The organism is Shewanella maritima, assembly GCF_004295345.1.
Classification (GTDB): Bacteria; Pseudomonadota; Gammaproteobacteria; order Enterobacterales; family Shewanellaceae; genus Shewanella; species Shewanella maritima.
The window spans coordinates 559,032-582,960 of record NZ_CP036200.1 but is presented as its reverse complement, the minus strand read 5'-3'; the positions used below and the strand labels follow the sequence as shown (position 1 = coordinate 582,960).

The 23,929-nt window shown below is 45.6% G+C and carries 23 protein-coding genes, 1 tRNA gene and 1 other annotated feature; of the genes, 13 read left to right on the top strand and 11 right to left on the bottom strand.

The genetic code is table 11. The features are described 5' to 3' along the window. Nucleotides 1–2,253: a xanthine dehydrogenase family protein molybdopterin-binding subunit gene (locus EXU30_RS02510; RefSeq protein WP_130597663.1), complete on the top strand. Its 2,253-nt coding sequence runs from the start codon at nucleotides 1–3 to the stop codon at nucleotides 2,251–2,253. Nucleotides 2,254–2,433: 180 nt separating this feature from the next. After that, nucleotides 2,434–3,882 carry a methyl-accepting chemotaxis protein gene (locus EXU30_RS02505; RefSeq protein WP_130597662.1) on the top strand — a complete coding sequence of 483 codons (1,449 nt, stop codon included), beginning with the start codon at nucleotides 2,434–2,436 and terminating at the stop codon, nucleotides 3,880–3,882. Nucleotides 3,883–4,364: 482 nt separating this feature from the next. On the opposite strand, the gene xthA is transcribed toward EXU30_RS02505, so the two are convergent. The 10 genes from xthA to EXU30_RS02455 all read right to left on the bottom strand — a co-directional run bounded on the left by xthA (nucleotide 4,365) and on the right by EXU30_RS02455 (nucleotide 14,696). Continuing rightward, complete coding sequence (gene xthA, locus EXU30_RS02500; protein ID WP_130597661.1) at nucleotides 4,365–5,171, bottom strand: exodeoxyribonuclease III; 807 nt, start codon at nucleotides 5,169–5,171, stop codon at nucleotides 4,365–4,367. Next, complete coding sequence (locus EXU30_RS02495; RefSeq protein WP_130597660.1) at nucleotides 5,171–5,470, bottom strand: YciI family protein; 300 nt, start codon at nucleotides 5,468–5,470, stop codon at nucleotides 5,171–5,173. Before EXU30_RS02495 ends, xthA begins: the two co-directional genes overlap by 1 nt. A 44-nt stretch (nucleotides 5,471–5,514) precedes the next feature. Next, nucleotides 5,515–6,081: a septation protein A gene (locus tag EXU30_RS02490; protein ID WP_130597659.1), complete on the bottom strand. Its 567-nt coding sequence runs from the start codon at nucleotides 6,079–6,081 to the stop codon at nucleotides 5,515–5,517. Nucleotides 6,082–6,291: 210 nt separating this feature from the next. Next, entirely contained in the window at nucleotides 6,292–7,347 is a 1,056-nt protein-coding gene (locus tag EXU30_RS02485; protein WP_130597658.1) for a hypothetical protein, read from the bottom strand. A gap of 428 nt (nucleotides 7,348–7,775) precedes the next feature. After that, nucleotides 7,776–8,609, bottom strand: coding sequence for a tryptophan synthase subunit alpha (trpA, locus tag EXU30_RS02480; protein ID WP_130597657.1), 834 nt, complete (start codon nucleotides 8,607–8,609; stop codon nucleotides 7,776–7,778). 11 nt (nucleotides 8,610–8,620) lie between these two features. Further along, the gene (trpB, locus tag EXU30_RS02475) at nucleotides 8,621–9,838 is read right to left on the bottom strand and encodes a tryptophan synthase subunit beta (protein WP_130597656.1); all 1,218 of its coding nucleotides are present in this window, start codon (nucleotides 9,836–9,838) and stop codon (nucleotides 8,621–8,623) included. A 95-nt stretch (nucleotides 9,839–9,933) separates the two neighbouring features. Next, nucleotides 9,934–11,397, bottom strand: coding sequence for a bifunctional indole-3-glycerol-phosphate synthase TrpC/phosphoribosylanthranilate isomerase TrpF (gene trpCF, locus EXU30_RS02470; RefSeq protein ID WP_130597655.1), 1,464 nt, complete (start codon nucleotides 11,395–11,397; stop codon nucleotides 9,934–9,936). A 31-nt stretch (nucleotides 11,398–11,428) separates the two neighbouring features. Continuing rightward, nucleotides 11,429–12,466, bottom strand: a complete 1,038-nt coding sequence (gene trpD / locus EXU30_RS02465; RefSeq protein ID WP_130597654.1) for an anthranilate phosphoribosyltransferase — start codon at nucleotides 12,464–12,466, stop codon at nucleotides 11,429–11,431. Further along, nucleotides 12,466–13,101 (bottom strand): aminodeoxychorismate/anthranilate synthase component II, encoded by a 636-nt coding sequence (locus EXU30_RS02460; protein ID WP_130603189.1) that lies wholly within the window; start codon nucleotides 13,099–13,101, stop codon nucleotides 12,466–12,468. Before EXU30_RS02460 ends, trpD begins: the two co-directional genes overlap by 1 nt. Before the next feature lie 5 nt (nucleotides 13,102–13,106). After that, a complete protein-coding gene (locus EXU30_RS02455) occupies nucleotides 13,107–14,696 on the bottom strand; it encodes an anthranilate synthase component 1 (protein WP_130597653.1) in 1,590 nt (529 codons plus the stop codon). Nucleotides 14,697–14,791: 95 nt separating this feature from the next. Further along, nucleotides 14,792–14,900: a sequence feature (Trp leader region), on the bottom strand. Between the two features lie 326 nt (nucleotides 14,901–15,226). On the opposite strand from EXU30_RS02455, the gene rnm reads away from it, so the two are divergent. From rnm to EXU30_RS02405, 10 genes are all read left to right on the top strand, one after another. After that, nucleotides 15,227–16,084 (top strand): RNase RNM, encoded by an 858-nt coding sequence (gene rnm / locus EXU30_RS02450; protein WP_130603187.1) that lies wholly within the window; start codon nucleotides 15,227–15,229, stop codon nucleotides 16,082–16,084. Continuing rightward, nucleotides 16,084–16,704 carry an L-threonylcarbamoyladenylate synthase gene (locus EXU30_RS02445; RefSeq protein ID WP_130597652.1) on the top strand — a complete coding sequence of 207 codons (621 nt, stop codon included), beginning with the start codon at nucleotides 16,084–16,086 and terminating at the stop codon, nucleotides 16,702–16,704. The genes rnm and EXU30_RS02445 overlap by 1 nt, the downstream gene beginning before the upstream one ends. 279 nt (nucleotides 16,705–16,983) lie before the next feature. Continuing rightward, nucleotides 16,984–17,775, top strand: coding sequence for a segregation and condensation protein A (locus EXU30_RS02440; RefSeq protein ID WP_130597651.1), 792 nt, complete (start codon nucleotides 16,984–16,986; stop codon nucleotides 17,773–17,775). Between the two features lie 2 nt (nucleotides 17,776–17,777). Then, on the top strand, nucleotides 17,778–18,419 hold the full coding sequence (gene scpB, locus EXU30_RS02435; RefSeq protein WP_130597650.1) for an SMC-Scp complex subunit ScpB: 642 nt from the start codon (nucleotides 17,778–17,780) through the stop codon (nucleotides 18,417–18,419). Beyond that, a complete protein-coding gene (rluB, locus tag EXU30_RS02430; RefSeq protein WP_130597649.1) occupies nucleotides 18,412–19,281 on the top strand; it encodes a 23S rRNA pseudouridine(2605) synthase RluB in 870 nt (289 codons plus the stop codon). Before scpB ends, rluB begins: the two co-directional genes overlap by 8 nt. Nucleotides 19,282–19,598: 317 nt before the next feature. Then, on the top strand, nucleotides 19,599–19,925 hold the full coding sequence (locus EXU30_RS02425) for a hypothetical protein (RefSeq protein ID WP_130597648.1): 327 nt from the start codon (nucleotides 19,599–19,601) through the stop codon (nucleotides 19,923–19,925). Between the two features lie 228 nt (nucleotides 19,926–20,153). Continuing rightward, nucleotides 20,154–20,239: transfer RNA gene (locus tag EXU30_RS02420), tRNA-Leu, on the top strand. 351 nt (nucleotides 20,240–20,590) lie between these two features. Continuing rightward, a complete protein-coding gene (locus EXU30_RS02415; protein WP_207234093.1) occupies nucleotides 20,591–20,806 on the top strand; it encodes a hypothetical protein in 216 nt (71 codons plus the stop codon). Nucleotides 20,807–20,855: 49 nt separating this feature from the next. Then, the gene (gene ybaK, locus EXU30_RS02410) at nucleotides 20,856–21,323 is read left to right on the top strand and encodes a Cys-tRNA(Pro) deacylase (RefSeq protein ID WP_130597647.1); all 468 of its coding nucleotides are present in this window, start codon (nucleotides 20,856–20,858) and stop codon (nucleotides 21,321–21,323) included. An 82-nt stretch (nucleotides 21,324–21,405) separates the two neighbouring features. Continuing rightward, nucleotides 21,406–22,065, top strand: coding sequence for a DUF1287 domain-containing protein (locus tag EXU30_RS02405; RefSeq protein ID WP_242620380.1), 660 nt, complete (start codon nucleotides 21,406–21,408; stop codon nucleotides 22,063–22,065). A gap of 401 nt (nucleotides 22,066–22,466) precedes the next feature. Here EXU30_RS02405 and EXU30_RS02400 read toward each other — a convergent pair whose 3' ends face one another. Continuing rightward, nucleotides 22,467–22,865 carry a winged helix-turn-helix transcriptional regulator gene (locus tag EXU30_RS02400; RefSeq protein ID WP_130597645.1) on the bottom strand — a complete coding sequence of 133 codons (399 nt, stop codon included), beginning with the start codon at nucleotides 22,863–22,865 and terminating at the stop codon, nucleotides 22,467–22,469. A 155-nt stretch (nucleotides 22,866–23,020) separates the two neighbouring features. Here EXU30_RS02400 and EXU30_RS02395 point away from each other — a divergent pair, with 155 nt between their 5' ends. Then, a complete protein-coding gene (locus tag EXU30_RS02395; protein WP_130597644.1) occupies nucleotides 23,021–23,500 on the top strand; it encodes a nuclear transport factor 2 family protein in 480 nt (159 codons plus the stop codon). Nucleotides 23,501–23,929 lie beyond the last annotated feature (429 nt).

Sequence of the window (23,929 nt, the reverse complement as noted above, 5' to 3'; positions counted from 1 at the left end):
ATGAGCACATTTACTGCAGTTGAGAATATTAGCCGCCGTGACGTATTAAAGCTATTTGGCGCAGCGGGTGGTGGTTTAGCCCTTGGCGCAACAGGTATGGCGTGGAGCCCGATGGCGATTGCGCAAGACCGCCAGGCAAGCCTAAATTTATTTGTGGCGATTGGTGAGGACAACAAGGTTTACTTAACCTGTCATCGCTCAGAAATGGGCCAGGGCATTCGTACTGGTATCCCGCAAGTGTTAGCTGATGAGCTAGAGGCCGAGTGGGACAACGTAGTGGTGGTGCAAGGGCTTGCCGATGAGCGCTATGGCAGCCAAAACACCGATGGCAGTCGCAGCATTCGCAAACACTACACCACCATGAGACAAATGGGCGCAACTGCGCGAACCATGCTGGAGTCAGCAGCGGCTAATGAGTGGCGAGTCGACCCAAGTGAGGTATACGCCAAAGCGGGGCGCATTCATCACAAAGGCTCAAATAAGTCTTTAAGCTTTGGTGAGCTAGCGATGAAGGCAAGCGCGCTACCTACGCCAGAGGCGAGTGAAGTTACGCTAAAATCGGCAGACAAATTTAACTTTATTGGTAAGTCGCCACGCAGCGTTGATATTGATGCCATTATTGATGGCAGTGCTGAGTATGGTTACGACATTAAAGTACCAAACATGTTGTATACCAGTATTTCGCGCCCGCCTGTACTTGGCAGCGATGTAGAGTCATTTGATGAAATCGCCGCGCGTAAAGTGGCTGGCGTATTAGATATTGTAAAACTGCCCGTACCTCAAGGTGCGCCGCTGTTTCAAGCGCTCGGCGGCGTCGCTGTGATTGCCTCAAACAGTTGGAGCGCCGTTGAGGGGCGTAAAGCACTCAATATTAAATGGACTAAAGCCGATAACGATAGTCACGACAGCAAAGCTTATCTAGCCGAGCTAGTGACAAAAGTGCAGGGCAATAGTGGTCAGCCTGGCAAGGTTGTGCGCAAATATGGCAACGCACCGACTAACTGGCAAGGCGATGATGTTGTTAATGCAACCTACACAGTGCCGTATCTCGCCCATGCGATGATGGAGCCGCCTGCTGCAGTAGCAAATGTAACCAAAGATAGCTGTGAAGTGTGGGCATGTACCCAAACGCCACAAAGTACCCAGGCCAATGTCGCAGGCGTGTTGGGGCTTAAAAAAGAGCAAGTGAAAGTGAATGTGACTATGCTTGGCGGCGGCTTTGGTCGTAAGTCAAAGCCTGACTTTAGTGTTGAAGCCGCGTTGTTGTCGAAACAGCTTGAACGTCCAGTAAAAGTCAGCTGGAGTCGTGAAGATGATATTCAAAATGGTTACTACCACGCGATTAGCGCCCAGCATTATCAGGCTAAGTTCGCTGATGACAAGGTTACCAATCTACTTGCGCGCACAGGCTTTCCATCAATTAGCTCAACCTTTGCTGAAGGTGTCGATGAGCCATCTGGCGGCGAGCTGGACTTGGGCTTTGTCGATGTGCCGTTAGCACTAGAGTCAATGCAGCTTGAAGTGGTTAAAGCTAAAGCTCATAGCCGAATTGGCTGGATGCGCTCTGTATGTAATATTCAACATGGGTTTGGTATTGGTAGCTTTGTCGATGAGTTAGCGGTAAAAGCGAATAAGCCATGTTTGCAAATGTGGCGTGAAATGCTAGGTAAGGCTCGCCAAGAGACCTTTAGCGATCAAGGTTTTGAATACGGCAACTATGGTGAGACCTTAGCTGATCATCCAGTGGATGTGGGGCGTTACCACGGCGTTATCGACAAGCTAGAGCAGCTCGTTAACGAGCAAGGTAAGCCAGGTAAAAATCAGGGCTGGGGTTTCGCGATTCACCGTAGCTTCACTGCGTATGTGGGCATTGCGACATTAGTTGAAGTGAACGATAACTCGCTAAATGTGATTAAGAGCATCGGCGTGATTGATGCTGGCCTTGTGGTGAACCCAGATAGAGTACACTCGCAAACCGAAGGTTCGATTATCTTTGGTTTGTCGCTCGCAATGATGGGCGAGATCACCTACAAAGACGGTAAGGTTGAGCAGTCAAATTATCATAATTATCCTGTGTTACGTATGCCGCAAAGCCCTGAGATCATTACCCATATTATTGAGTCTGATGCTAACCCTGCTGGTGTAGGTGAGCCGGGTGTACCGCCTGTAGCGCCTAGCTTAACTAACGCGATTTTTGCTGCAACCGGCAAACGTTATCGCGATTTACCGTTAAGCCATCACCTTAATGTATAGTGACTAGCTAACCAATCACTAAAAGTTTCAAAAACTAGACCTAAGCCCAGATTTTTATCTGGGCTTTTTGTTTATATGGCCGATAAATAACTATACTAAAATCCCAGTTAGCGTTTGCTGGCACTTTGTCACTACTCTACCGCCTGTCACGCTTCACTTTATGCTTAGGAATAGCAATCTATGAAAGCTATCGAGTTTCGCAAAATCGACGCCCTGTTAATTAAACTTAGCCTTAACGGAAAATTCTTTGTTATTTGTGCTCTGGTATCTGTGATCACCTTAGCCGTTGCCATTACTAACCAACAGCAAATGCAGCAAGTTGCTCAGCAGGCATCGATTGCCCATGTACAGGGGCAGGCTGAAATGATTGCCAAAATTGCAAGGCAACAAAACTTAAGTGCGCAAGAACAAGCAAGCTTTGTTCGCGCTCAAGGGGCAAATTTAGCAAGCTCAGAGCAGACGAGTCGCCGCGGTGATTCTGTGACGGCTTCAGCGCCGCTTGGCGCTCAATATGTGGTATTGCAGCAGCCTGTGGCGCAGTTAGAAGCGAGCTTAACCGAAGATAAAAGCTGGTTGTTTTGGCTAGCATTGGTGGGGTTATTGCCGCTATTTCAGCTGTGCTACTGGACATCGACTTCACTCGGCGGCGGTTTGTGGGACATGTATGCGGCAATTAAGCGTTTGGCCGATGGTGACTTAACCGTAAGGCTTAACTTTTTTGGCACCGATGATTTTAGTTTAATCGCCAAAGAGATTGATCGCAGCGCAGATAATATGAGCGAAATGGTTGCGGCAATTCGTGATAATGCCAACACCTTAAATCAGGCCGCTGAGAAGTTTGAGCAGCAGGCAACAGTCAGTGGCGGCGTGATTAACAACCAATATGCGTTTTTAGACTCTGTATCTACGGCGATGGAGCAAATGACTGCAGCCATTGGCGAAGTGTCGCATCATGCGGTTGATACATCTAACTACAGCCAAAGTAACGCTGAGCAAATTGCTAATAGTCAGGGGAATTTGCAGCAAGCTGTGCAGCACATTAATCAATTATCTGACAAGATTTCTGAAACCTTCCATTCGGTTGAAGAGTTATCCAATGAAGTGGCGCAAATCAACGATGTGGTGACCACGATTAATGCCATTTCTGAGCAGACTAATTTGCTCGCGCTAAACGCTGCAATTGAAGCGGCGAGGGCGGGTGAGCAAGGTCGAGGATTTGCGGTAGTGGCTGATGAAGTCAGAACCCTTGCTAGTCGCACACAGCAGGCCACAGTTGAAATTCAAAACATGATTGAAAGCTTACAGAAGAATTCGAGCAGCTTAACCGCTATGACCACCATTATTGTTGAGCAGGCGGCAGAAGGTAGCGCCAATATTCGTGAAGTGGGCGAGGATATTACTCAGGTGTCAGACTCTACCCAAAGAGTATTTGATATGAGCAGCCAAATTGCCACATCTGCCGAGGAGCAAAGTGCTACCGCGGTCGATATTGCCAGTCAGCTTAATGATATTCGCCAGCAGTCGGAGCAAATTAAGCAGCATGCGCAAGAAGCAGAGACTGTGTCACATGGCCTCACTGAGTCGTCTCATAATTTAACGCATATTCTTAGTCAGTATAAAACGGCGTAAATCGCGCCTCGTGTAGAGTTTAAGAGCTGAAGATAAAGGAACAGGTGAGCCCCATTGTGGCTCACCTGTTTCGTATTCTATTCAATAGCTTACCAAGGCCACTAAAAATCATACCCATGAGTTTTGTTGTGCCAAGCATAATGCCACCAATAATGAAATAAGCGATAAACATTTGCCAAGATTCAGCTTGCCAGAAAATATAGCCTAAGATGGCCAACGGGATCAGAAGTAAAAGTGCGATTTTGAAATAGTCTTTACTGTCCATATTGTTTTTATTATGTGTGCTGTATGGTGAATTAGGGGGGCTAGGTTAACGTTAAAATCTTAAGCTGCGATTAAGCTGTACAGTTTTTATATCGAACAGCTTACGTTTAAATTCAATTGGTTAGCACTATAAATAATAAAAAGCCCTGTTAGATGACAATATCTATCAGGGCTTTTTCTATTTCAGCTGGCTAGCGCTCGTAGAGAGGTACTAGCTACTAGCTAAAAGTCGTCCAAATCGGCGCATGATCTGATGGTTTTTCAATGCCGCGTAGCTCGTAATCTACGTCTGACTCTAGGGCGCGCTCAGCCAATGATTTAGTCACTAAAATCACGTCGATGCGCAGGCCGCGATTGTCATCAAAGCCTTTGCTGCGGTAGTCAAACCACGAATAACGCTCTGTGCGCTCTGGATGTAGCTCACGGAATGAATCGACAAAGCCCCAATCAAGTAGTTTGGCCAGCCATTCACGCTCTTCTGGTTGGAAGCTACATTTACCGGTTTTTAACCAACGTTTACGGTTTGGCTCGCCGATACCGATATCAAGATCGGTTGGTGAGATATTAATATCTCCGATCACCGCAATATCTTCATCAGCGTTGTGGTTAGCATCTAAATGCAGCATTAAGTCTTTATAGAACTTACGCTTAGCTGGGAATTTGGTTTCATGGCCAATGTTTTCACCTTGCGGGAAATAACCATTTATCACGGTTAAGATGCGACCATTGTCTTGCTTAAACTTACCAATAATGAGTCGGCGTTGTGCATCTTCTTCATCGCTGGCGTAGCCCTTGATGATTTCAACTGGCTCTTGTTTTGACAGCATAGCCACACCATAGTGGGCTTTACCGCCATGATAGTGAACCTTGTAGCCCATAGCTTCTACGTCAGCGACGGGAAAAGCTTCATCATGAACCTTAGTTTCTTGCAGGCCGATAATGTCAGGCGCTTGCGTGTCAATTAGGGCTTGCAGCTGATGCAGACGGGCGCGAATACCATTAATGTTGAACGAAACAATTTTCATTATGGTAGCACTCGCTTAAATGGCTTAACGATAACGTTTTGGTATACGCCAGCACCTATGTATGGGTCAGCGTCGGCCCAAGTTTGAGCTTCTTCAAGTGATGCAAACTCGGCAACCACCAATGAACCTGTAAAGCCGGCTTCACCCGGGTTTTCGTTATCAATTGCAGGGTGTGGACCTGCGGTAAGTAAGCGACCTTCGTCAGCAAGCGCTTGTAGTCTTGCTAGGTGGTCAGCACGCACTGTCATGCGCTTTTCTAGACTGTTTTCAACATCAGTTGATGAAATCATGTACCACATTTTACGGCTCCATTTGTAAATTGTTGAAATAGCGAAACAAGCAGTTATTTGTCTTGTTTATCTTGATTTTGCATCTGTTCAATTGACTCTTTTGGCATGTGCTTAAACAGGTAAACCACAGTGCCTACGGTGTTAATCAGGGTTAGCGCAGTAAGGCCAAACACCTTGAAGTTAACCCAGGTTTCTAGCGGTAGGCTGAATGCCACGTAAATATTGACTAGACCACACACTACAAAAAAACTTACCCAGTACCAGGTTACTTTAGCCCAAACTGCATCTGGCACGGTCATCTCTTGCCCTAGCATACTCTTAAGTACCGATTTACCCATTAAGTGACTAACCGCTAAACCGCCAGCGAACATGGCATAAACGATGGTGACTTTCCATTTGATAAAGGCATCGTCTTTAAAAAATAGGGTTAGTGCGCCAAAGAAGGTCACCATAGAAAAGGTGATCAGGTGCATTTTCTCAACTTTTTTATATAGCGCGTAAGACACGGCAATTTGAATTGCAGTTGCTACGATGAGCGCGCCTGTTGCCGCATAAATATCGACAAACTTATAAACGGCAAAAAAGATGATGAGGGGCAGGAAATCCAGCAGTTGTTTCATGTTGTGGGTTGCTCTTTAAAACGGCAAGTATTGCTTAAAATAGTGAACGGCAGTGTAGCACGCAGCCCAATTAGCTTGAAGAGCTTGAAGGTGCGATTTGGCCACAGTTTGATTAACCATGGTTAATTTTCTATATCTTTAGGTTGTGTTAAACCCAAATGGTCGGTTTAGCGCTGACTCGCTTAATTGCCTGCTTATTTGATAAGCCATCTAACGAGATGACTCTGTTTCAGAGCTGGTGTCGCTATTCACACTAGTATCAGTGAGCCACAATTGGGTTTCATTGAGTAGTGCCGCGCTTGTAGGCGATAGTAATGGATTGGCGATTTCGAATTCGGTGCGTTCATCAATGCGAGCCTTTTTAAGCATGTCTTGAGTGATCGGATGCTGGTAAAACAAATTGTCGAAACTACCATCGCTAATGGCTTTCATTAAGCCGCGCTCAATTCGCTGCGCTAGTGCAAGGTTGTCTTTAGATACAAAGAAGTAAATGGGCGAAGCATATTTAATCAGTATGTTCTGCTCAAGGGCGATATCGTCACGCCTTGGCAATTCATCCCAAGGTTCATGCACTGCTCGTGGGAAGAAGTCGAAGCGATTAAAGGGCAACATATTGAGCAGTTGATTTGCTGATCCAGGTACTGGCAATACGTTAAACCCACTGTGCTTTAGTATTTGCGTATCAGGCCAATCACTGCCCTGTGCCATGCGCACTTGTTTTAGCCGCTTGAGATTATCAATACCGTCAAATTTAGCCTGCTCACCTTTACGAATTATACCAATGCGATAGCCCATCATACCTTTGAGTAGCGGTACATAGACCGCCTGCATTTCTGATTCACGTTCAATGGATGTCATGGTCCAAATGATATCGAGCTTGCTTTGTTCCACCATCTTGACCGTGCGACCCTGGGGCATAGCTAAACTCACGGCATGGAGCTGATAGGGCCCTTCATTGATGGTTTTTTCCAGCGCTAGCGCGAGTAGGTCGATATAGTAGCTTTGTTTGCTGTCGTTAAACTCTGCAGACAGATTATATTTGATGATAATCGGTTTACTCTTGCTTGAGGTTGTTGGACCTAATGCCAAAATATTGGTTTGCAAGCCCGTGTGACTTGCTTGGGTGATAGAGTGACTGGTTTCAGCGAAAGCGTAATTGACACTCAATAGCGACAAAAATAGCGCGGCGCTTAGCATGATGTGCGCTATGAATGTTGCACAAAAAGATGCTCTGAATGGGTTAACTTGATTGAAGAACGTATCCATGTAATTCATTATTTCTAGTTATTTTTTTGACTGACTTTTGCGTATAAGAAATGTTTATCACTCTCAGTATAGTCATTGAAATGAATTGCGAAAAAACAATTCATCTTTTGGAGAAGTTAGCTTTGCGATATCTCCCGAGAAGGGAGCATAGCCTAATCTGCGAAAGTTAAAGCATGTAGTTGCAATGATATTTAAAGCCGTTGAAAACATGGATGTTTTCGTCGAGTCCACACGGAAGTGTTCACGACGAGCTTTAAATTTCATTGCAACGTGAGCTAATTACTAAAAGTCTATTGAATGATAACGGCCTATTGAAGTAGGTGGTGTAGGGACGGGAAATAAAAAACGGCGTATTTGCTAGCAAATACGCCGTTTGTTCAATTTACGTTATTCAGCTTTAGCTGCTTAACTGAGCTATCGTAGATCTGCTAGCTTCGAGCGGTTGCCGCTTTCATATTGCGAGTAAACTCGCCAAGCTCAGCAAGTAGCTTGGTTTCATCATCTTGATTGCGCTCGATGATTTTTACCACAGCAGAACCCGAAATTGCACCCGCTGCACCAGCTGCAATAGCATCACGAACCTGACTTGGCTCAGCAATACCGAAACCAAGTAGCGGCGGCGGTGCGTTGTACTGAGCAAGTTTAGCCAGCACTTTATCTACTGGCTGACCTGCTTTAGATTCAGTACCAGTAACACCAGCGCGTGATAGTAGGTAAGTGTAACCTCGGCACAAGGTGCTCACTTGTTTCAAGGTGGCTTCATCAGCATTTGGCGGAGCAATAAAAATCGGCTCAATGCCATATTTAGTGGCAGATTCAACGAACTCTGCAGACTCTTCCATTGGCACATCGGCAATCAATACTGAATCTACGCCTGCAGCTTGCGCTTTAGCGTAAAACGCGTCTACACCGTTGGCATAAACTAAGTTGGCATACAGCAATAGACCGATAGGTAAATCAGGGTGTTGCTCCCGAACCTGCTTGATTATGTCAAAACAAATCCCTGGTGTTGTACCCGCATCAAGGGCGCGAATGTTAGCGCCTTGAATGACTGGGCCGTCAGCGAGCGGATCTGAAAACGGGAAGCCAAGCTCTAGCGCATCGGCGCCGTTTTCAATCAAGGTGTTGACAATTTTCAGTGACAGCTCAACACCTGGGTCGCCCAAGGTCACGAAAGGCACAAACGCGCCCTGGTTGTTGTCAGCCAGCTTTGCGAAAGCGCGTTGGTATCTTTGGCTAGATATATTGGTTTGCTCAGTCATTACGCGCCTCCTTAGTCTTTTTTATTCACAGATTGGTTTTGGGCTTCTTGGTTCTCAAGGATGTCCGACACGGTGAAGATATCTTTGTCACCTCGCCCTGATAGGTTTACCACCAAAATGGTTTCCTCGGTTGCCTGTTTGGCAAGTTTAACTGCGTAGGCTAGCGCGTGTGACGACTCTAGTGCAGGGATAATGCCTTCACTGCGGGCAAGTAGCTGGAATGCTTCTAGTGCTTCATCATCGGTAGCTGACTCATAAGTCGCGCGACCTGTGGCATTTAGGTGCGCATGCTGTGGGCCAACTGATGGGAAATCTAGACCCGCTGATACGGAGTATGATTCTTCAATTTGGCCTACGCTGTCTTGCATAAGCGGCGCTTTCATACCAAAGAAAATACCGGTTTTACCGTGTTTAAGCGGCGCGCCATGCATTGTGGTATCAATGCCTTTACCAGCAGGCTCAACACCAATGAGCTTGACGTCTTTTTCATCGATAAAGTCTGCAAACATACCAATGGCGTTTGAACCACCGCCAACACACGCAATAACGGCATCTGGCAGACGGCCTTCTTTTTCAAGAATTTGCGCCTTAGTTTCTTCACCGATCATGCGTTGGAATTCACGTACTATGGTCGGGAATGGGTGAGGGCCTGCCGCTGTGCCAAGGAGATAATGGGCTTTGTCATAACTAGCTGACCAGTCGCGCATTGCCTCGTTACACGCATCTTTTAGGGTGGCTGAGCCTGAAGTAACAGGGATAACTTCTGCGCCCATTAGCTTCATACGGAATACGTTTGGCGACTGACGCTCTACGTCTTTAGCGCCCATATAAACCTTACATTTTAAGCCTAGTAGTGCACAGGCGAGGGCGGTAGCTACGCCGTGTTGGCCTGCGCCGGTTTCAGCGATAATCTCTTTTTTACCCATGCGTTTTGCAAGTAAGGCTTGGCCTAAAACCTGGTTGGTTTTGTGGGCGCCGCCGTGAAGTAAGTCTTCACGCTTTAGGTAGATTTTTACCAGCGGGTTCGGGCTTAAATTGCGTGTGAGTGTTAGCGCTGTTGGGCGGCCGGCGTAGTTTTTAAGTAGGTCGGTAAACTCGGCTTTAAAGCTGTCATCGTTTTGCGCCTCAACAAATGCTGCCTCAAGCTGTTTGAGTGCTGGCATGAGAATTTGCGGTACATACATGCCGCCATATTCACCGAAATAAGGGTCTAGTTTTAGGGTTGTCATCTTGTATCCCTTTAGTTTTGGGCATCTTTGATGCCCTGATATTTTAAAATCTGTTTTTGGCTTTGAGCTAGTTGCTAAGCTTTAGTTCTTACGCCCTAGTTTTTACGTAGAAGCTCAAAAGCGGTATTAATCTTGGCGACATCTTTAATGCCTGGGCTAACTTCTAGGCCTGAGTTCATATCTAATCCTGCAAAACCTTGTTGGCGGGCACTGTCGATATTGTCTAGGTTTAATCCGCCTGCAAGCATAGCCTGTGCTTTGTTTTTAATTGACCTTTGCCAATCAAAGGTTTGACCGCTGCCACCAAATTGACCTTGATGCTTGCTGTCATAGAGGTATTTATCTGCTCCTGCGACTAGCTCTATTTCAGCGTCTGTATCACTGGTGTTGATCGCAATCGCCTTCCAAACTTCAACGACTAAACCATTATCACTGAGTGCTTGTTTTAGCTCAGCAACATACTCAGTGCTTTCATTGCCGTGTAGCTGCAGCGCAAACAAACTTAGCGCTTTTGCATGTTCTACTAGCTCAATAATTGGTTGATTAACAAATACGCCAACCAGGTTTAGCTCAAGTTGCTGCTCGCGCATTTTATCGCGCAGGCTTTTAGCTGTATCGAGGTCAATCGCTCGTGGTGAGGGCGGATAGAAAATCATACCGCCAAAGCTTGCACCCGCGTGTGCGACTGCTTCAATATCTTCAATGCGAGTTAACCCACATACCTTGTTTGGGCCAAATACGAGCTGACGACAAGCAAGATCTAGGTTGTCTTGTGCCATCAATGAACTGCCAACTAAGTAACCATCCACCAGAGGGTTAAGGCGTTTAACTTGCTCATGGGTGTAAATGCCTGACTCGCTAATCACCACGCGATCAGATGGAATTTGCGGCGCGAGCTCTTCAGTGGTGGCGAGGTCTGTGCTTAAGTCACGTAGGTTACGGTTATTGATACCAATAATAGGCGCGTTTAGATCGATTGCGCGTTGCAACTCTTCCTGATTACTGACTTCGGTCAGGGTATCTAAATTGTATTTAGCCGCATGCTCTGCAAGCTCGAGGTACTGAGCATCATCTAACACTGACAGCATTAGCAAGATAGCGTCTGCACCTTGGTGTGCAGCAAGTTTGACCTGATAAGGGTCAACAAAGAAGTCTTTACACAAAATAGGCTGAGTAACCTTGGCTTTAACTAACGGAATAAAGTCAAAGTCGCCTTGGAAGAACTGCTCGTCAGTTAATACTGAAATCGCCGCCGCGTAGCGAGTATAGGTACTGGCAATGGCTTCTACATTAAAGTTATCGCGGATCAAACCTTTCGATGGACTCGCCTTTTTACACTCAAAAATATACTGTGCATTAGGCGCTTTAAGGGCATCGAACATGCTGCGAGTCGAGACCTGTGGCGTGAGTGCGTCTGCTTCGCCAAAGCGTTGTTTTAGCTGAGCAATGTGCTCAGCTTTGGTATCAACAATGCGTGTCAGGACGTTTGACTCTGCAGCCGTAGCAATTGGCGCTGTGGTTTCAAGTTCTGCGAGCTTGTTGTCTTTGCTTGCTGTCATGGTGTGTTCCTGTCTGGTTTTAATCGCTGGTTTATGACTGCGCCTGCTGACTTGCAGCTGCCAATTGATTCAATCGATTTAACGCTTCGCCCGAGGCGAGTGTTTTAAGGGCTAATTCTGTACCCGCTTTAGCATTAGGTGCAAGGCCTGCAACGTAAAGCGCACAACCTGCGTTAACCGCAACTGCGTCACGCTGAGCATCAGTGCCTTTGCCTGCCAGAATCGCTTTAGTGATTTCCGCGTTTTCACTTGGCTCACCACCTTTGAGCGCTTCAATGCTGGCAGTTTTGACACCTAGCTCAGCAGGAGTGATGTTGTAAAAACGGATTTGACCATCTTTTAGCTCTGCAACTTGGGTTTCGCCATGCAGGGCGACTTCATCGAGTCCGCTACCGTGAACCACCATCGCGTGCTTAACGTTTAGCGCTTGTAGCACATTAACAATAGGAGCCAGCAGCTTGGGTGAGTACACGCCAAGTAGCATGTATTCAGGTTTTGCAGGGTTAACTAAAGGCCCAAGTATATTAAAAATAGTACGAGTTTTTAGTGCCTGACGCACAGGTACTGCGTGTTTCATTCCTTGATGATAGTGAGGTGCGAATAAAAAGCTCACGCCAATATTATCAACACAATCACTTGCTTGCTCTGGCGACATGGTCAAACCGATCCCACAGTGAGATAGCACATCTGATGCGCCAGATTTACTCGAAACGCCGCGGCTGCCATGCTTTGCGACTTTTGCGCCTGCCGCTGCTGCAACAAAGGTGGCAGTAGTAGAAATATTGATGGTATTAAAGCCATCACCGCCAGTACCCACAATATCAACCACGCCTGTCGATAGTGATGCTTCACTGCGCGGGAACGGCTTAGCTGCGCTGCGCATCGCATTCGCCGCACCTGTAATTTCAGCTACAGTTTCGCCGCGCATTTTTAGCGCAGTTAGCATACCTGCCATGGCGATAGGCTCCATTTCGCCTGCAATAATGGCACTAAACAGTTGCTGGCTTTGCTCAGCGGTGAGCGCGTTACCCTTGTATAAGGTGTCTAGTAAAGGTTGTAGCTCGGCCATTATTGTACGTCTCCTTGACTTGCTGAAGCTGCTTGCGCATCAGCAGTTAAATAGTTGAGTGTTTGGGTAAGTAGTTGACTACCTAAAGTGGTTAAAATTGATTCGGGGTGGAACTGGAAACCAACGGCTTTGTCGTGCTCGTGTAAGATTGCCATCGGCATATCATCTGTGGTGGCAATCACATCAAGGCAATCTGGCACCTTGGTCGCAACTAGGCTGTGGTAGCGAGCGACCGGCAGTGGAGACGGTAAGTCAGCAAATACGCCTTTGCCATTATGTATGGTAGGGCTGGCTTTGCCGTGTACCACAAATGGTGCGCGCTCAACCTTGCCGCCATAATATTCCACCATGGCTTGATGGCCTAAACAGATCCCCAGCATTGGCACCTTGCCAGCGACCTTGTCGATTAGCTGCATCATGCTGCCTGCTTCATGTGGTGCACCTGGCCCTGGCGATAGCACTAGCGCGCTTTTACCTGATTCGTTAAGTAGCTTTTCTGCTAGGTAATCAGCACTCACATCGTTACGGTAAACTACCACTTCAAAACCTAGGCTGCGGAATTGATCAACCAGGTTATAGGTGAACGAGTCGAAGTTATCGAGTAGGTAGAGTTTGACCGCTTGTTTCGCTTGCATGCTCATTAAAGGCCGCCTCCCATTTTGATTGCTGAAATCACCGCTTGGGCTTTTTGTCTGGTTTCATCGGCTTCGGCTTGTGGGTCTGAATCAAACACCACGCCAGCGCCGGCTTGAATGTGGGCAACATTGTCTTTAACAAAGGCTGAGCGGATCACAATGCAGGTATCCATATCGCCTAAGCCATTTAAGTAACCCACTGCGCCGCCGTAGCTGCCGCGGCGCGCTTGCTCTGCTTCTCGCACCAGTTGTGATGCGCGTACTTTTGGCGCGCCAACCAGGGTGCCCATATTCATGCAGGCTTGATAAGCGTGCAGCGCGTCTAAATCTTCACGAAGTTGACCTGTTACGCGGCTAACCAAGTGCATCACGTGTGAGTAGCGGTCGACTTTGAGTAATTCTGCCACTTTGCGGCTGCCGCTTTGGCTAATACGGGCGATGTCGTTTCGAGCCAAATCTACTAGCATTAAATGCTCTGACAGTTCTTTTTTATCTAAGCGCAGCTCTAATTCAATGCGGCTATCTAGGTCGGCATCGATTGCGCCATTGGCATCTTTACCGCGCTTGCGAGTACCAGCAATGGGATAAACCTCAACTTGATTCGATTGCGACTCGTATTTCAGTGCGCTTTCTGGCGATGCGCCAAATAAGGTGAAATCTGGGCCTCTAAAATAGAACATGTACGGGCTTGGGTTGGTCAGTCTAAGGGCGCGGTATGCACCTAGTGTATTAGGGCATGGTAGGCTAAAACTGCGTGATGGCACCACTTGGAAGATATTACCCGCAACAATATGCTCTTTTAGTTCAACTACAGTTTGTTTGAACTTGTCATCTGAGATATTGACTTCAGTTTCGGCTTCAACGCTGATTAACTCAGCAACACTGCTTAATGTTTGTGTGTCTGCAGCGATTTGCTGCGCGCGCTGTTTAAGTGTTTGCGCCGTCTTTTTCGAAATTGATTGATCGCTATCAAACTGGTGAGTGATGATTTCAGCGGTTTCAGTTTGGTGGTCAACAAGGACAAGGGTTTCAGCAAGGTAGAATAGGTAGTCAGGGCAAGTGTTAGCGGCATTTTTAACTTGTGGTAGAGGCTCTACCGTATCGATTAGGTCATATGCTAATACGCCGCCTAAAAATAGATCTTCAAAGGCCAATTCACCATCGGCTTTGCTGATGTGTTTTACCAGTAAACGCAGGCCATCAAGCGGAGAGGTTGACTTTAATCTGGCGTCTTCATCCTGACAGGCATCAGATTTACTCAAGTTAACAATAAGGCTGTTAGGCTCTTGGAATATTTCAGTTTTGCCAAAGGCTGCTTCATTGTTAAAGAAGTCTGCAATCGCGCCGAGTAAGCTAGCGCCATTGTCCGTTAGCGCGTTAAAGGTGATTTGGTAACTGTCACAACGCACCATTAATGCTGCATGGGTTAACACTATGCTTTTAAGGTGATCTTTGCTGTCAATTTCAGCTGACTCAAGCAGCATGGTATGGGGCTGATTATTGGTCACATGCTGATATAGATTCAGCGGATCAGCATGGTAGGTCATTGCCTGCTTATTGGTGCTGACCTGTGCTAATGGGCGGTTATGGGTCATTATCCGTTTGCCTCTATGTTGCTGCCATGAGTTGGCCTAAAAAACTATAAATAGTTAACTTGTTCAATCTGTTGCTGTTTTATGTAGGCCAGATAGCAAAAAAGCCCACATTTCTGCGGGCTTTTTCGTAAATTCTTGTTGCTAAATTTAAGCGCAACGCATCACACCACCCGTCTAATTTGGGAAGTGCCACCACCAAGCGATGTTTTTTGCGTTGAATAAAGTCATTGTGCTCTTTGCTCTTCAAGCTAGTTCTTCAAATCTAGCTCTTAAAAATAAGCTCGTAAAATTTAGCTTTTTCGTCTGTGCCTATAGGAAAACCCAGCAGCGATTTAAAGTCAATTGAATATTCTACATTTTGAGTATTTTTTTACTAATCACTCAAAAGTTGACCATTTGCGGCAATTTTACAGTGGTGACATTCATTAAAACTCGCTAAATGGGTTAAAAATACAGCAAGGGTTGTTCGCATTTGAAAATAATTAAGCTTCTAGCCCCTATTAGCTGTGAATGTGCAGTACAATAAGCCTATGACAACTCAGAGTATCTTGGCTGATCTACATAGCCACACCACAGCATCAGACGGCGTTCTTTCTCCGTCACAATTAGTCGAGCGCGCGCTGGAAAAAGGCGTAGAAATGCTGGCAATTACTGATCATGACACAGTGGCTGGCCTTGCTGAAGCCCATCAATTTAATCAGGCGCAACCAAATAGTTTGAAATTGATTAATGGTGTCGAGATTTCAACTCGTTGGCATAACTTTGATATCCACATTGTTGGGCTCAATTTAGATATTGATAACTCTGAGCTGCAACAGTTTTTAACTAAACAAGTTAGCCTGCGTGATGAACGCGCCAAAGAGATTGGTGAGCGCTTAGCCAAAGCGGGAATTGAAGGCGCCTATGAAGGTGCTAAGAAGTTTGCTGACGGCGCTGCGATTAGCCGTGGTCATTACGCTCGCTGGTTAGCTGAAAACGGCTATGCCAAAGATACTGCCAGTGTATTTAAACGCTATTTAGCCCGTGGCAAAACCGGCTATGTACCTAATAATTGGCAAGATATGGCGAATGCTTGCGAGATAATTCATCAGGCTGGTGGAATCGCGGTATTAGCTCACCCAAGTGGTTATAAATTATCTGCTAAGTGGTTAAAAAAATTAGTTAAAGAGTTTGCTCAAGCGGGCGGCGATGCAATGGAAGTGGTGTTAGGCCAACAAACGATTGATGATCGTAATTTGCTGATTTCCCTTAGCTTGCAGCATAACTTACTTGGCTCGGTAGGTAGTGATTTTCACTTCCCGAGCAATTGGATTGAACTAGGAAAAAATTTATTCCAGCCACCGGGCGTCACCTGGGTCTGGGAGTCGGAATCTTGGATGGAACGCTAATGAGTCAATTCTTTTATATTCACGATGAAAACCCGCAAGCTCGATTAATTAATCAAGCAGTGGCGATTCTAAAACAGGGCGGGGTAATCGTGTACCCAACCGATTCTGGTTATGCCCTAGGCTGTATGATTGGCGACAAAAATGCAATGGAGCGCATGGTGCGTATTCGCCGCATTGAAAACGATCATAACTTCTCGTTGATGTGCCGTGATTTATCTGAGCTTGCTAACTTTGCACGTGTTGATAATCAGGCTTATCGCTTGCTAAAAAGCTGCACACCTGGCCCGTACACCTTTATTTTTAAGGCAAGCAAAGAAGTGCCAAGACGTTTGCAAAACGACAAAAAGCGCACCATAGGTATTCGCGTACCAGACAATGTGATTGCACTGGCACTGCTTGAAGCCTTAGATGAGCCGTTAATGTCGACCTCATTGGTGATGCCAGATGAAGAGTTTGCTGAATCAGATCCTGAGCATATTCGCGATATTTTAGAGCATCAAGTCGATGCGATTATTCATGGTGGCTACCTTGCTGAAAAGCAAACCACTGTGATTGATATGTCAGATGGTGACATTGAAGTCTTGCGCCACGGCGCAGGCGATGCGAGTGCATTTGAATAAGGCGTTTATGTTTATAACGCAAGTCGTCTTGGAAGATCCGATAGCAAGATGCTGATTATAAAGGGGTATTAGTGATTATTCACTTGCCCCTTTTTTGTTGAGCGCGTAAAGTATCAAAATTGTCGTCATTGTGTGTTTAAACCTTAGGCATTTGTGCGTATAATCGCGCGTTTGGTCAAGCCTAGCGGGCGTCGCACTCGATGCGGTCAGTAAAAACCGATAGATTTTTGCTCACTTACATCTAAGCAGTTAGATGTGCCAATTAGCCCTAAGGATACAATGCAAGCGACACAACAAAGCTTACCTTTAGCCATTGTTCGCGGCAAAGCGTTAGACACGCTGCCGAAAGACTTGTTTATTCCGCCAGAAGCGTTGGAAGTATTCCTTGAAGCGTTTGAAGGGCCTCTCGATTTACTTTTGTATTTGATCCGCAAGCAAAAAATGGATGTGGTCGATTTGCCTATTCAGCAAATCACCAGTCAATACTTAAGTTACATTGAAATCTTGACCGAAGCACGCATTGAGCTCGCCGCCGACTATTTGGTGATGGCTGCAACGCTCGCTGAAATTAAATCGCGCTTATTGCTGCCACGCATGGTGGTTGAAGATGAGCACGAAGAAGACCCGCGTGAGCGCTTAATTAAGCAGTTAAAAGCTTATGAAGTGATTAAGCAAGCCGCTGAAGATTTAGATAATTTGCCGCGCCTGGGCCGAGATGTATTTCAAGCCAAGGCTGTTGCCCATAAAGATATTAAGCCTGTGGTTGTGGCGCCAGATGTGTCCCTTGCTGAGTTAGCCAGAGCATTTGGTCAAGTGCTATCGCGCATTGAAGCCAATGAAGATCATCATGTGCAGCAGGAGCAGTTATCAACCCGCGAGCGCATGAGTCAAATCTTAGCGCGTTTGCGTGAAGGTGAGTTTGTCGAGTTCAGCACCTTGTTTGATGTCCGCGAAGGGCGAGCTGGTGTAGTGGTGACCTTTTTAGCCTTGATGGAGCTGATAAAAAACATGCTGGTGGATGTCAATCAAAACCAGCCGTTTGATGCTATTTATGTTAAGGCAAGTGGATAGTCATGGCTGACAATAATAAAATTAGTGATACGCAGCTAAAGCAATTAATCGAGGCCAGCCTATTTGTGCTTGGCAAACCGCTGACCATTAAGTTCATGCGTGAAACTGTACTTGCAGGTTTTAGTGTATCGCGCGCACGCATTCAGGCTGTAGTTAATGAGTTACAGCAAGATTATCAAGAGCGCGGCGTACAGTTGGTGAAGGTCGCATCTGGCTATCGTTTTCAAACATTGGAAATGCTTAATCCACTGTTGCAGCCACTGTGGCAAGAAAAAGCACCTAAGTATTCTCGAGCAGTAATGGAAACTCTTGCCGTTATTGCTTATCGCCAGCCAGTAACACGCGGCGATATTGAACAAATAAGAGGGGTGGCGATCAGCAGTCACATCATAAAAACCTTAGCTGATAGACATTGGGTAAAAGTAGTTGGTCATAAAGACGTGCCAGGGCGACCCGCCTTGTATGCCACCACCAATACATTTTTATCTTACTTTGGCTTAAACCGATTAGTAGATTTACCTCCGCTTTCGGACATTGAGTCACTACAGGCGATGTTTGAGCGTGCTCAACAAGCACCAGAGCCTGCAAATGATGCAGAGTCAGAGGCAGCGCCAACTACAATAGAAGAGTCAACTAATGAGTGAAAAATTGCAGAAAGTCTTGGCCCGTGCAGGCCATGGCTCCCGTCGTGAGATGGAGGCATGGATTGCTGCAGGTCGAATTAGTATTGACGGTGAAATCGCTAAACTTGGCGATCGTATCGAATCAGATGCAAAAGTAAGAATTGATGGCCGCGCGGTATCAATCAAATCAGCTGATGACGTTGTTTGTCGCGTACTGGCTTACCATAAACCTGAAGGTGAAATTTGTTCTCGTAAGGACCCGGAAGGTCGCCCTACGGTATTTGACCGACTACCTAAAGTGCGTGATTCACGCTGGGTAGCGGTAGGACGTTTGGATATTAACACCTCAGGTTTGCTGCTGTTTACCTCAGATGGTGAGTTAGCGAACCGCTTAATGCACCCGTCGAATGAAGTAGAGCGTGAATACGCTGTACGTACATTTGGCGAAGTGCCAGAGGCTGCAGTGCAGCGCCTACGCCAAGGCGTCATGCTAGAAGATGGCCCTGCTAACTTCGACAGTGTTAAAGCTGCGGGTGGTGAAGGTATTAATCAGTGGTGGCATGTTACTCTGCATGAAGGTCGTAACCGTGAGGTTCGTCGTTTGTGGGAGTCGCAAGAAGTGCAAGTTAGCCGCCTAATTCGTGTGCGTTATGGCATGATTGAATTACCTAAATCACTGCCTCGTGGTGGCTGGACTGAGTTAACCATGGAGCAGGTCAACTACCTACGTCAGGTTGCAGGTTTAGAGCCTGAAACTCGCTCATTCCTTGGTACTGACAAGCACTCAGTTTCACGTGCTAAAGTGAAAAGCGCTAAAATTCGCCGCGCAGTACGCAAGCACAAGGTGACTGGTGGCAAAAAGCCAACTCGTCAGCGTAGTTAATACGCAACTGTGTTCATAGGGTTATGAATAGCCATAAATATAAAAAGTCGCTTTGTGCGACTTTTTTTGTGCTTTGTTGTTATACCTAGCGCAATAAATTAGTGATCAGAGATGGCGCAGGATAATCGCTTGTTATAAGACAGAGTTTGTAGCTACCTATATGTAATATAACTATAATTTCCAAATAAGTGATAGGCCAATTTAGCAGTTAAGTGTGTTCACATACTTGCGCTGATTAATAATAAACATTTGCGAAATCAAAGTGCTGAACTAGGGTTAATGAAGTTACTTTTTCTGGCGTAAATAAGGGACTTCACATGAAAAAATACTTTGCAATGGTATTAGGGTTGATTTTAATTGGCTGTGCATCTAGTCCAACCTGGGAGGGTATGTCTGAAGGACAGATCTCAGCTTGGAAATCTGCAGGTTTTGACGCTGCAGGTGCGCAAACATGGAGTAAAAATGGCTTTGCTGCTGATGAAGCAAAAGCTTGGGTTGACGCGAAGTTTAGCGTTGATGCTGCAAAAGAGTGGGCCAAAGCAAAATTTAGTGTAGAAGAAGCGACAAATTGGGTTAAAAGTGGCTTTGAGTTGGATGAAGCTGTCGATGAACGCGAAAAAGGTTTAACGCCAGTGAAGCCGTAAACGCTAATTTTATCGGTTGCTTTAGGCGATACTATGCTGAGCTGACGCGTTAAAGCTCTGGATATCGCTGTTTTTTGCTGCAATTAAGCTTAAATCTTCACTATTTAGTTGATTGCGGTAAAAAAATCAGTAAAGTATGCACTCGTTCACAGCGACACACGTTCATGTGAGTTGTAAGTGAAGCAAACATTTCAAAGTACTGACTTTCTGTTATTACTTTAACAGTTTGCCCGAGTGGTGGAATCGGTAGACACAAGGGATTTAAAATCCCTCGCTGAATAAGCGTGCCAGTTCAAGTCTGGCCTCGGGTACCATTATATGGTGCATAAAGCCTCTGCAATGCAGAGGCTTTTTTGCGTTTATTGCAATAGTAAAATTTTGAGACTTAAAATCCCTCGCGCTCTTGTTGAAAACAAGGCGTGCCACTTTGGTTTATAAAGAGCAGTTTGGTCTCGGGTACCATTCTATGGGGCATTTGTGTCTCTGAAGCCATCACTATCGTATCATTGACAACGATTTCCAGTTTTTCCAGGCTAATGAAGTTTGAGTAAATTAATGTCATCAACACGGTCAATTTATGAAGCTAAGTGATTTATTTAACCCTCACCCAGAGCAATGGGGATTAAGAGGTGACCCTTACTTGTGGCAAGCTATGCAGGTACATTTTGATATCTGTAGATATGCCACAAGATATTGAGCAACTGCAGCATTTAATCGAGTCGGCATTTTTAGAGCTGACTGGTCGCCCTATGTCTTTGGATGAAACTATACATGTCGAAGACTTTGTCCATGGCGGTATGTCGAGTGGTGCAATATGTACGGACTTCTGGCGCGAGCGGGCATTACCGCTGTTATTCAAGCGTTTTGAACAAAGCCGTTAACATTGACTAATGTTTAATTAAATTTCCCGCACTCGCTTTTAAGGACACTATGACACCTGCAATTAATCGAGCAAAAAAGGCTAAAATATCCCATAAAGTGCATGAGTATCAGCATGATGCTAGCAGTGAGTCTTATGGTCTAGAAGCTTCTGAAAAGTTGGGTATTGCGCCAGAGAAGGTGTTCAAAACTCTGGTAGTTAGTCTTGATAGCAAGGAGCTAGTTGTCGGTATTGTTCCTGTCAATGCCAAGCTCTGCATGAAACTCATTGCCAAAGCTGTTGGTGCGAAAAAGGCAAACATGGCTGAGCCAAGCGAAGTGCAACGCTCAACTGGCTATGTGTTGGGTGGCGTGAGTCCTCTTGGGCAAAAGAAGCGTTTAAAAACTGTCATCGATGCGTCGGCGCAGCAACAGAACACAATCTATGTTAGTGCAGGGCGCAGAGGTTTAGAAATTGAAATAAGCCCAGATGATTTAGCCAAACTCACAAGTGCTAGATTTTTTGAATTAACGCAATAAGCCAGTTTAGTTTTTAATTTTAAAACAATGATGTAGCATGGTGAAATAAACTACAGTTTACAAGGATTTGTACGTGAAACTGATTGCCACGGCGTTACTGGTTTTATCCAGTTCTATTTCAACTGTTAGCTTTGCTAATACGTTCGAGCAAGACTTTGTGGCTGCCGCAATTGAGCGCACTAATCACAGTGTGACTTATGATGGCGCATATATCGCAATTGATTATCCCAACGGCGATGTCCCTGCCAATATCGGGGTGTGTACTGATGTAGTGATCAGAAGTTACCGCGCTATAGGGGTTGATCTTCAAGTGTTAGTACATGAGGACATGAAGCAACACTTTTCAGCTTATCCTTCAAAACGGATTTGGGGTTTACACTCTACCGACCGTAATATCGATCATCGCCGTGTGCCCAATTTGCAGACTTTCTTTAGTCGCCATGGGCAATCTCTTGTGGTTTCAGACAATCATTTGGATTATAAAGCTGGGCAGCTCGTTACCTGGATGCTGCCAGGTAATTTACCCCATATTGGAATAGTTACCGACAAGCTGAGTCCAACAACGGGCAATCCACTCATCTCCCATAACATAGGTTCAGGCCCCGTGTTGGAGGATATGCTGTTTGATTATCCAATAACTGGTCATTACAAATTTGTCCCCGACACTTATTCCAGTGAAGGTGTTGCTGGTACGCAAGCGAAAACTAACCCTACAGCAGATCCTATGACAGAGAACGAGTAGCCAGCAGATGCTGTTTATTGTCGCGATTGGAATACTTACCGTATGTTTAAGTTGCATAATGATTGTGAGGCCAAATGCTTGGTCAGCCGGCATAATCACATTTAGCCAAAAATCTTATTTTCATTGGTTTGAAGTATGCTCAAGGGCAATTGCAGGGGTTGGGTTTGTTGTCACTCGCAACGTTACCTTGTATCCCACTTTTGTTTTGTACATGGGTGTACTGCTAATTAGTGTCAGTATTGGTTTGCTATTAATCGGAGAGGCTCGTCATCGACAGTTTGCTATTTGGTCTGCTGACCTGTTTAAATCGGTGTTTCGACCTTGTGGTGTTGCCTCACTCGTGTTCGGTTTATGGCTGATTTACATCGTGGTTGCTCCACATGCCAACTAGCAGCAACTGACTAGTCTTCTAACCTTGCTAGTAAGTCAGCTATCAAACCATCCCTGTCAGTCGACGCTCTTTCAAGTAATTGCGTGGGCAAATTCGTTTCTTGGGCATGCTTACTGCTCCAAATAATCATTTCCAACAAAATCGGTAGTAGCGATTTACCTTGCTCGGTAAGCTTATAAATCTTCTTGCGTCTGTCATTTGGGTCAGTTTGTTTTTGGATTAAATCATCCTGTTCCAGCTTTTCTAGTCGGCTAGATAAAATGTTTGTCGCCATCCGTTCATCTGAGTTTTGCAGCTCTGAAAACGAGCTTTTACCAAAGAACATCAAGTCACGCACAATCAATAAACTCCACTTGTCACCAACAAAGTCGAGCAGGGTAGAGATAGGGCAGTCGGAGCGTTGTGTCATTCGTTCGCCTCATTAAGCACAGATACAAGAGATAAGTTTGTTTCGAACGTCATAATAATTAACTTGCAAAATAAAAGCTAATAATTTAACTTGCATTTTGAAAGTTAAATTTAAAAAGTTAACGATAGTGTTGTTATTTACTCTAGGAGAGTGACATGAGTGCCCCGCAAATTAATGCAGAAGATTTTGAACAAGCGCATTGGAGTGACAAGGACAAAGCCAATGCCAACGCTGTAATCGGATTTATTCAACAGCTGATGAATGAGCATGACTTTGATAGCTTAGCTGCGCGCTATGCAGATAAGCCTTACAAGCAGCATAATCGCACTATGGCAGATGGCATTGATGGCGTGCTCAGTACCTTGCGCGACTTCATCAAGATTGCCCCTGAATTTAGTTATGACGTAAAGCGCGTGCTGGTGGATGGTGATTATGTGTCAGTTCATTCCCATGCGACGCTCAAAGCTAAGCATCGCGGTGACGATAGCCAAGGGCTGAATATTATTGATACCTGGAAGGTTGAAAACGGCTATTTGATTGAGCATTGGGACGCGGTGCAAAGCATGAGTTTATCGATGCGTATGTATGCACTATTCACAGGTGGCAAAGTGCGCAACCAAAACGGTGTTTATTGATACCAATCAGCACAAGTATGTGCTCACTCTTACTGGCTAAAAGCGCTTATAACTTCGTTAGAAATTTTGTAGGTAGAATAACTAGCTAGCTGCAATTTCCGCCTTGTTCTAAGCGGTTTTTCCTGCGTAATCTCTGATCACTTCATTATCCCAGTTGGTATAGCCCACGTTCGATAGTAGATTACAGCAAGTTCGAAGACTGGCTTGTTATCAAACAGTTGCTGGCGCGTGGTGATTTACCTTGATGATGCGCTAATCGGCATAAGCCGCTGTAAAGCACGGCGGCGCTCATGTATAATCGCGGGCAATTTTTTGTATAGCTGAAAATATCCGCAATTGAGCAGGCATTTTTGTGTGATTAGCTATGCTTGTAGCTAGGGTCTGTTAATCTTTCAAGATTATTTTTGCAGCTGCTTGCTGGAAATTAAT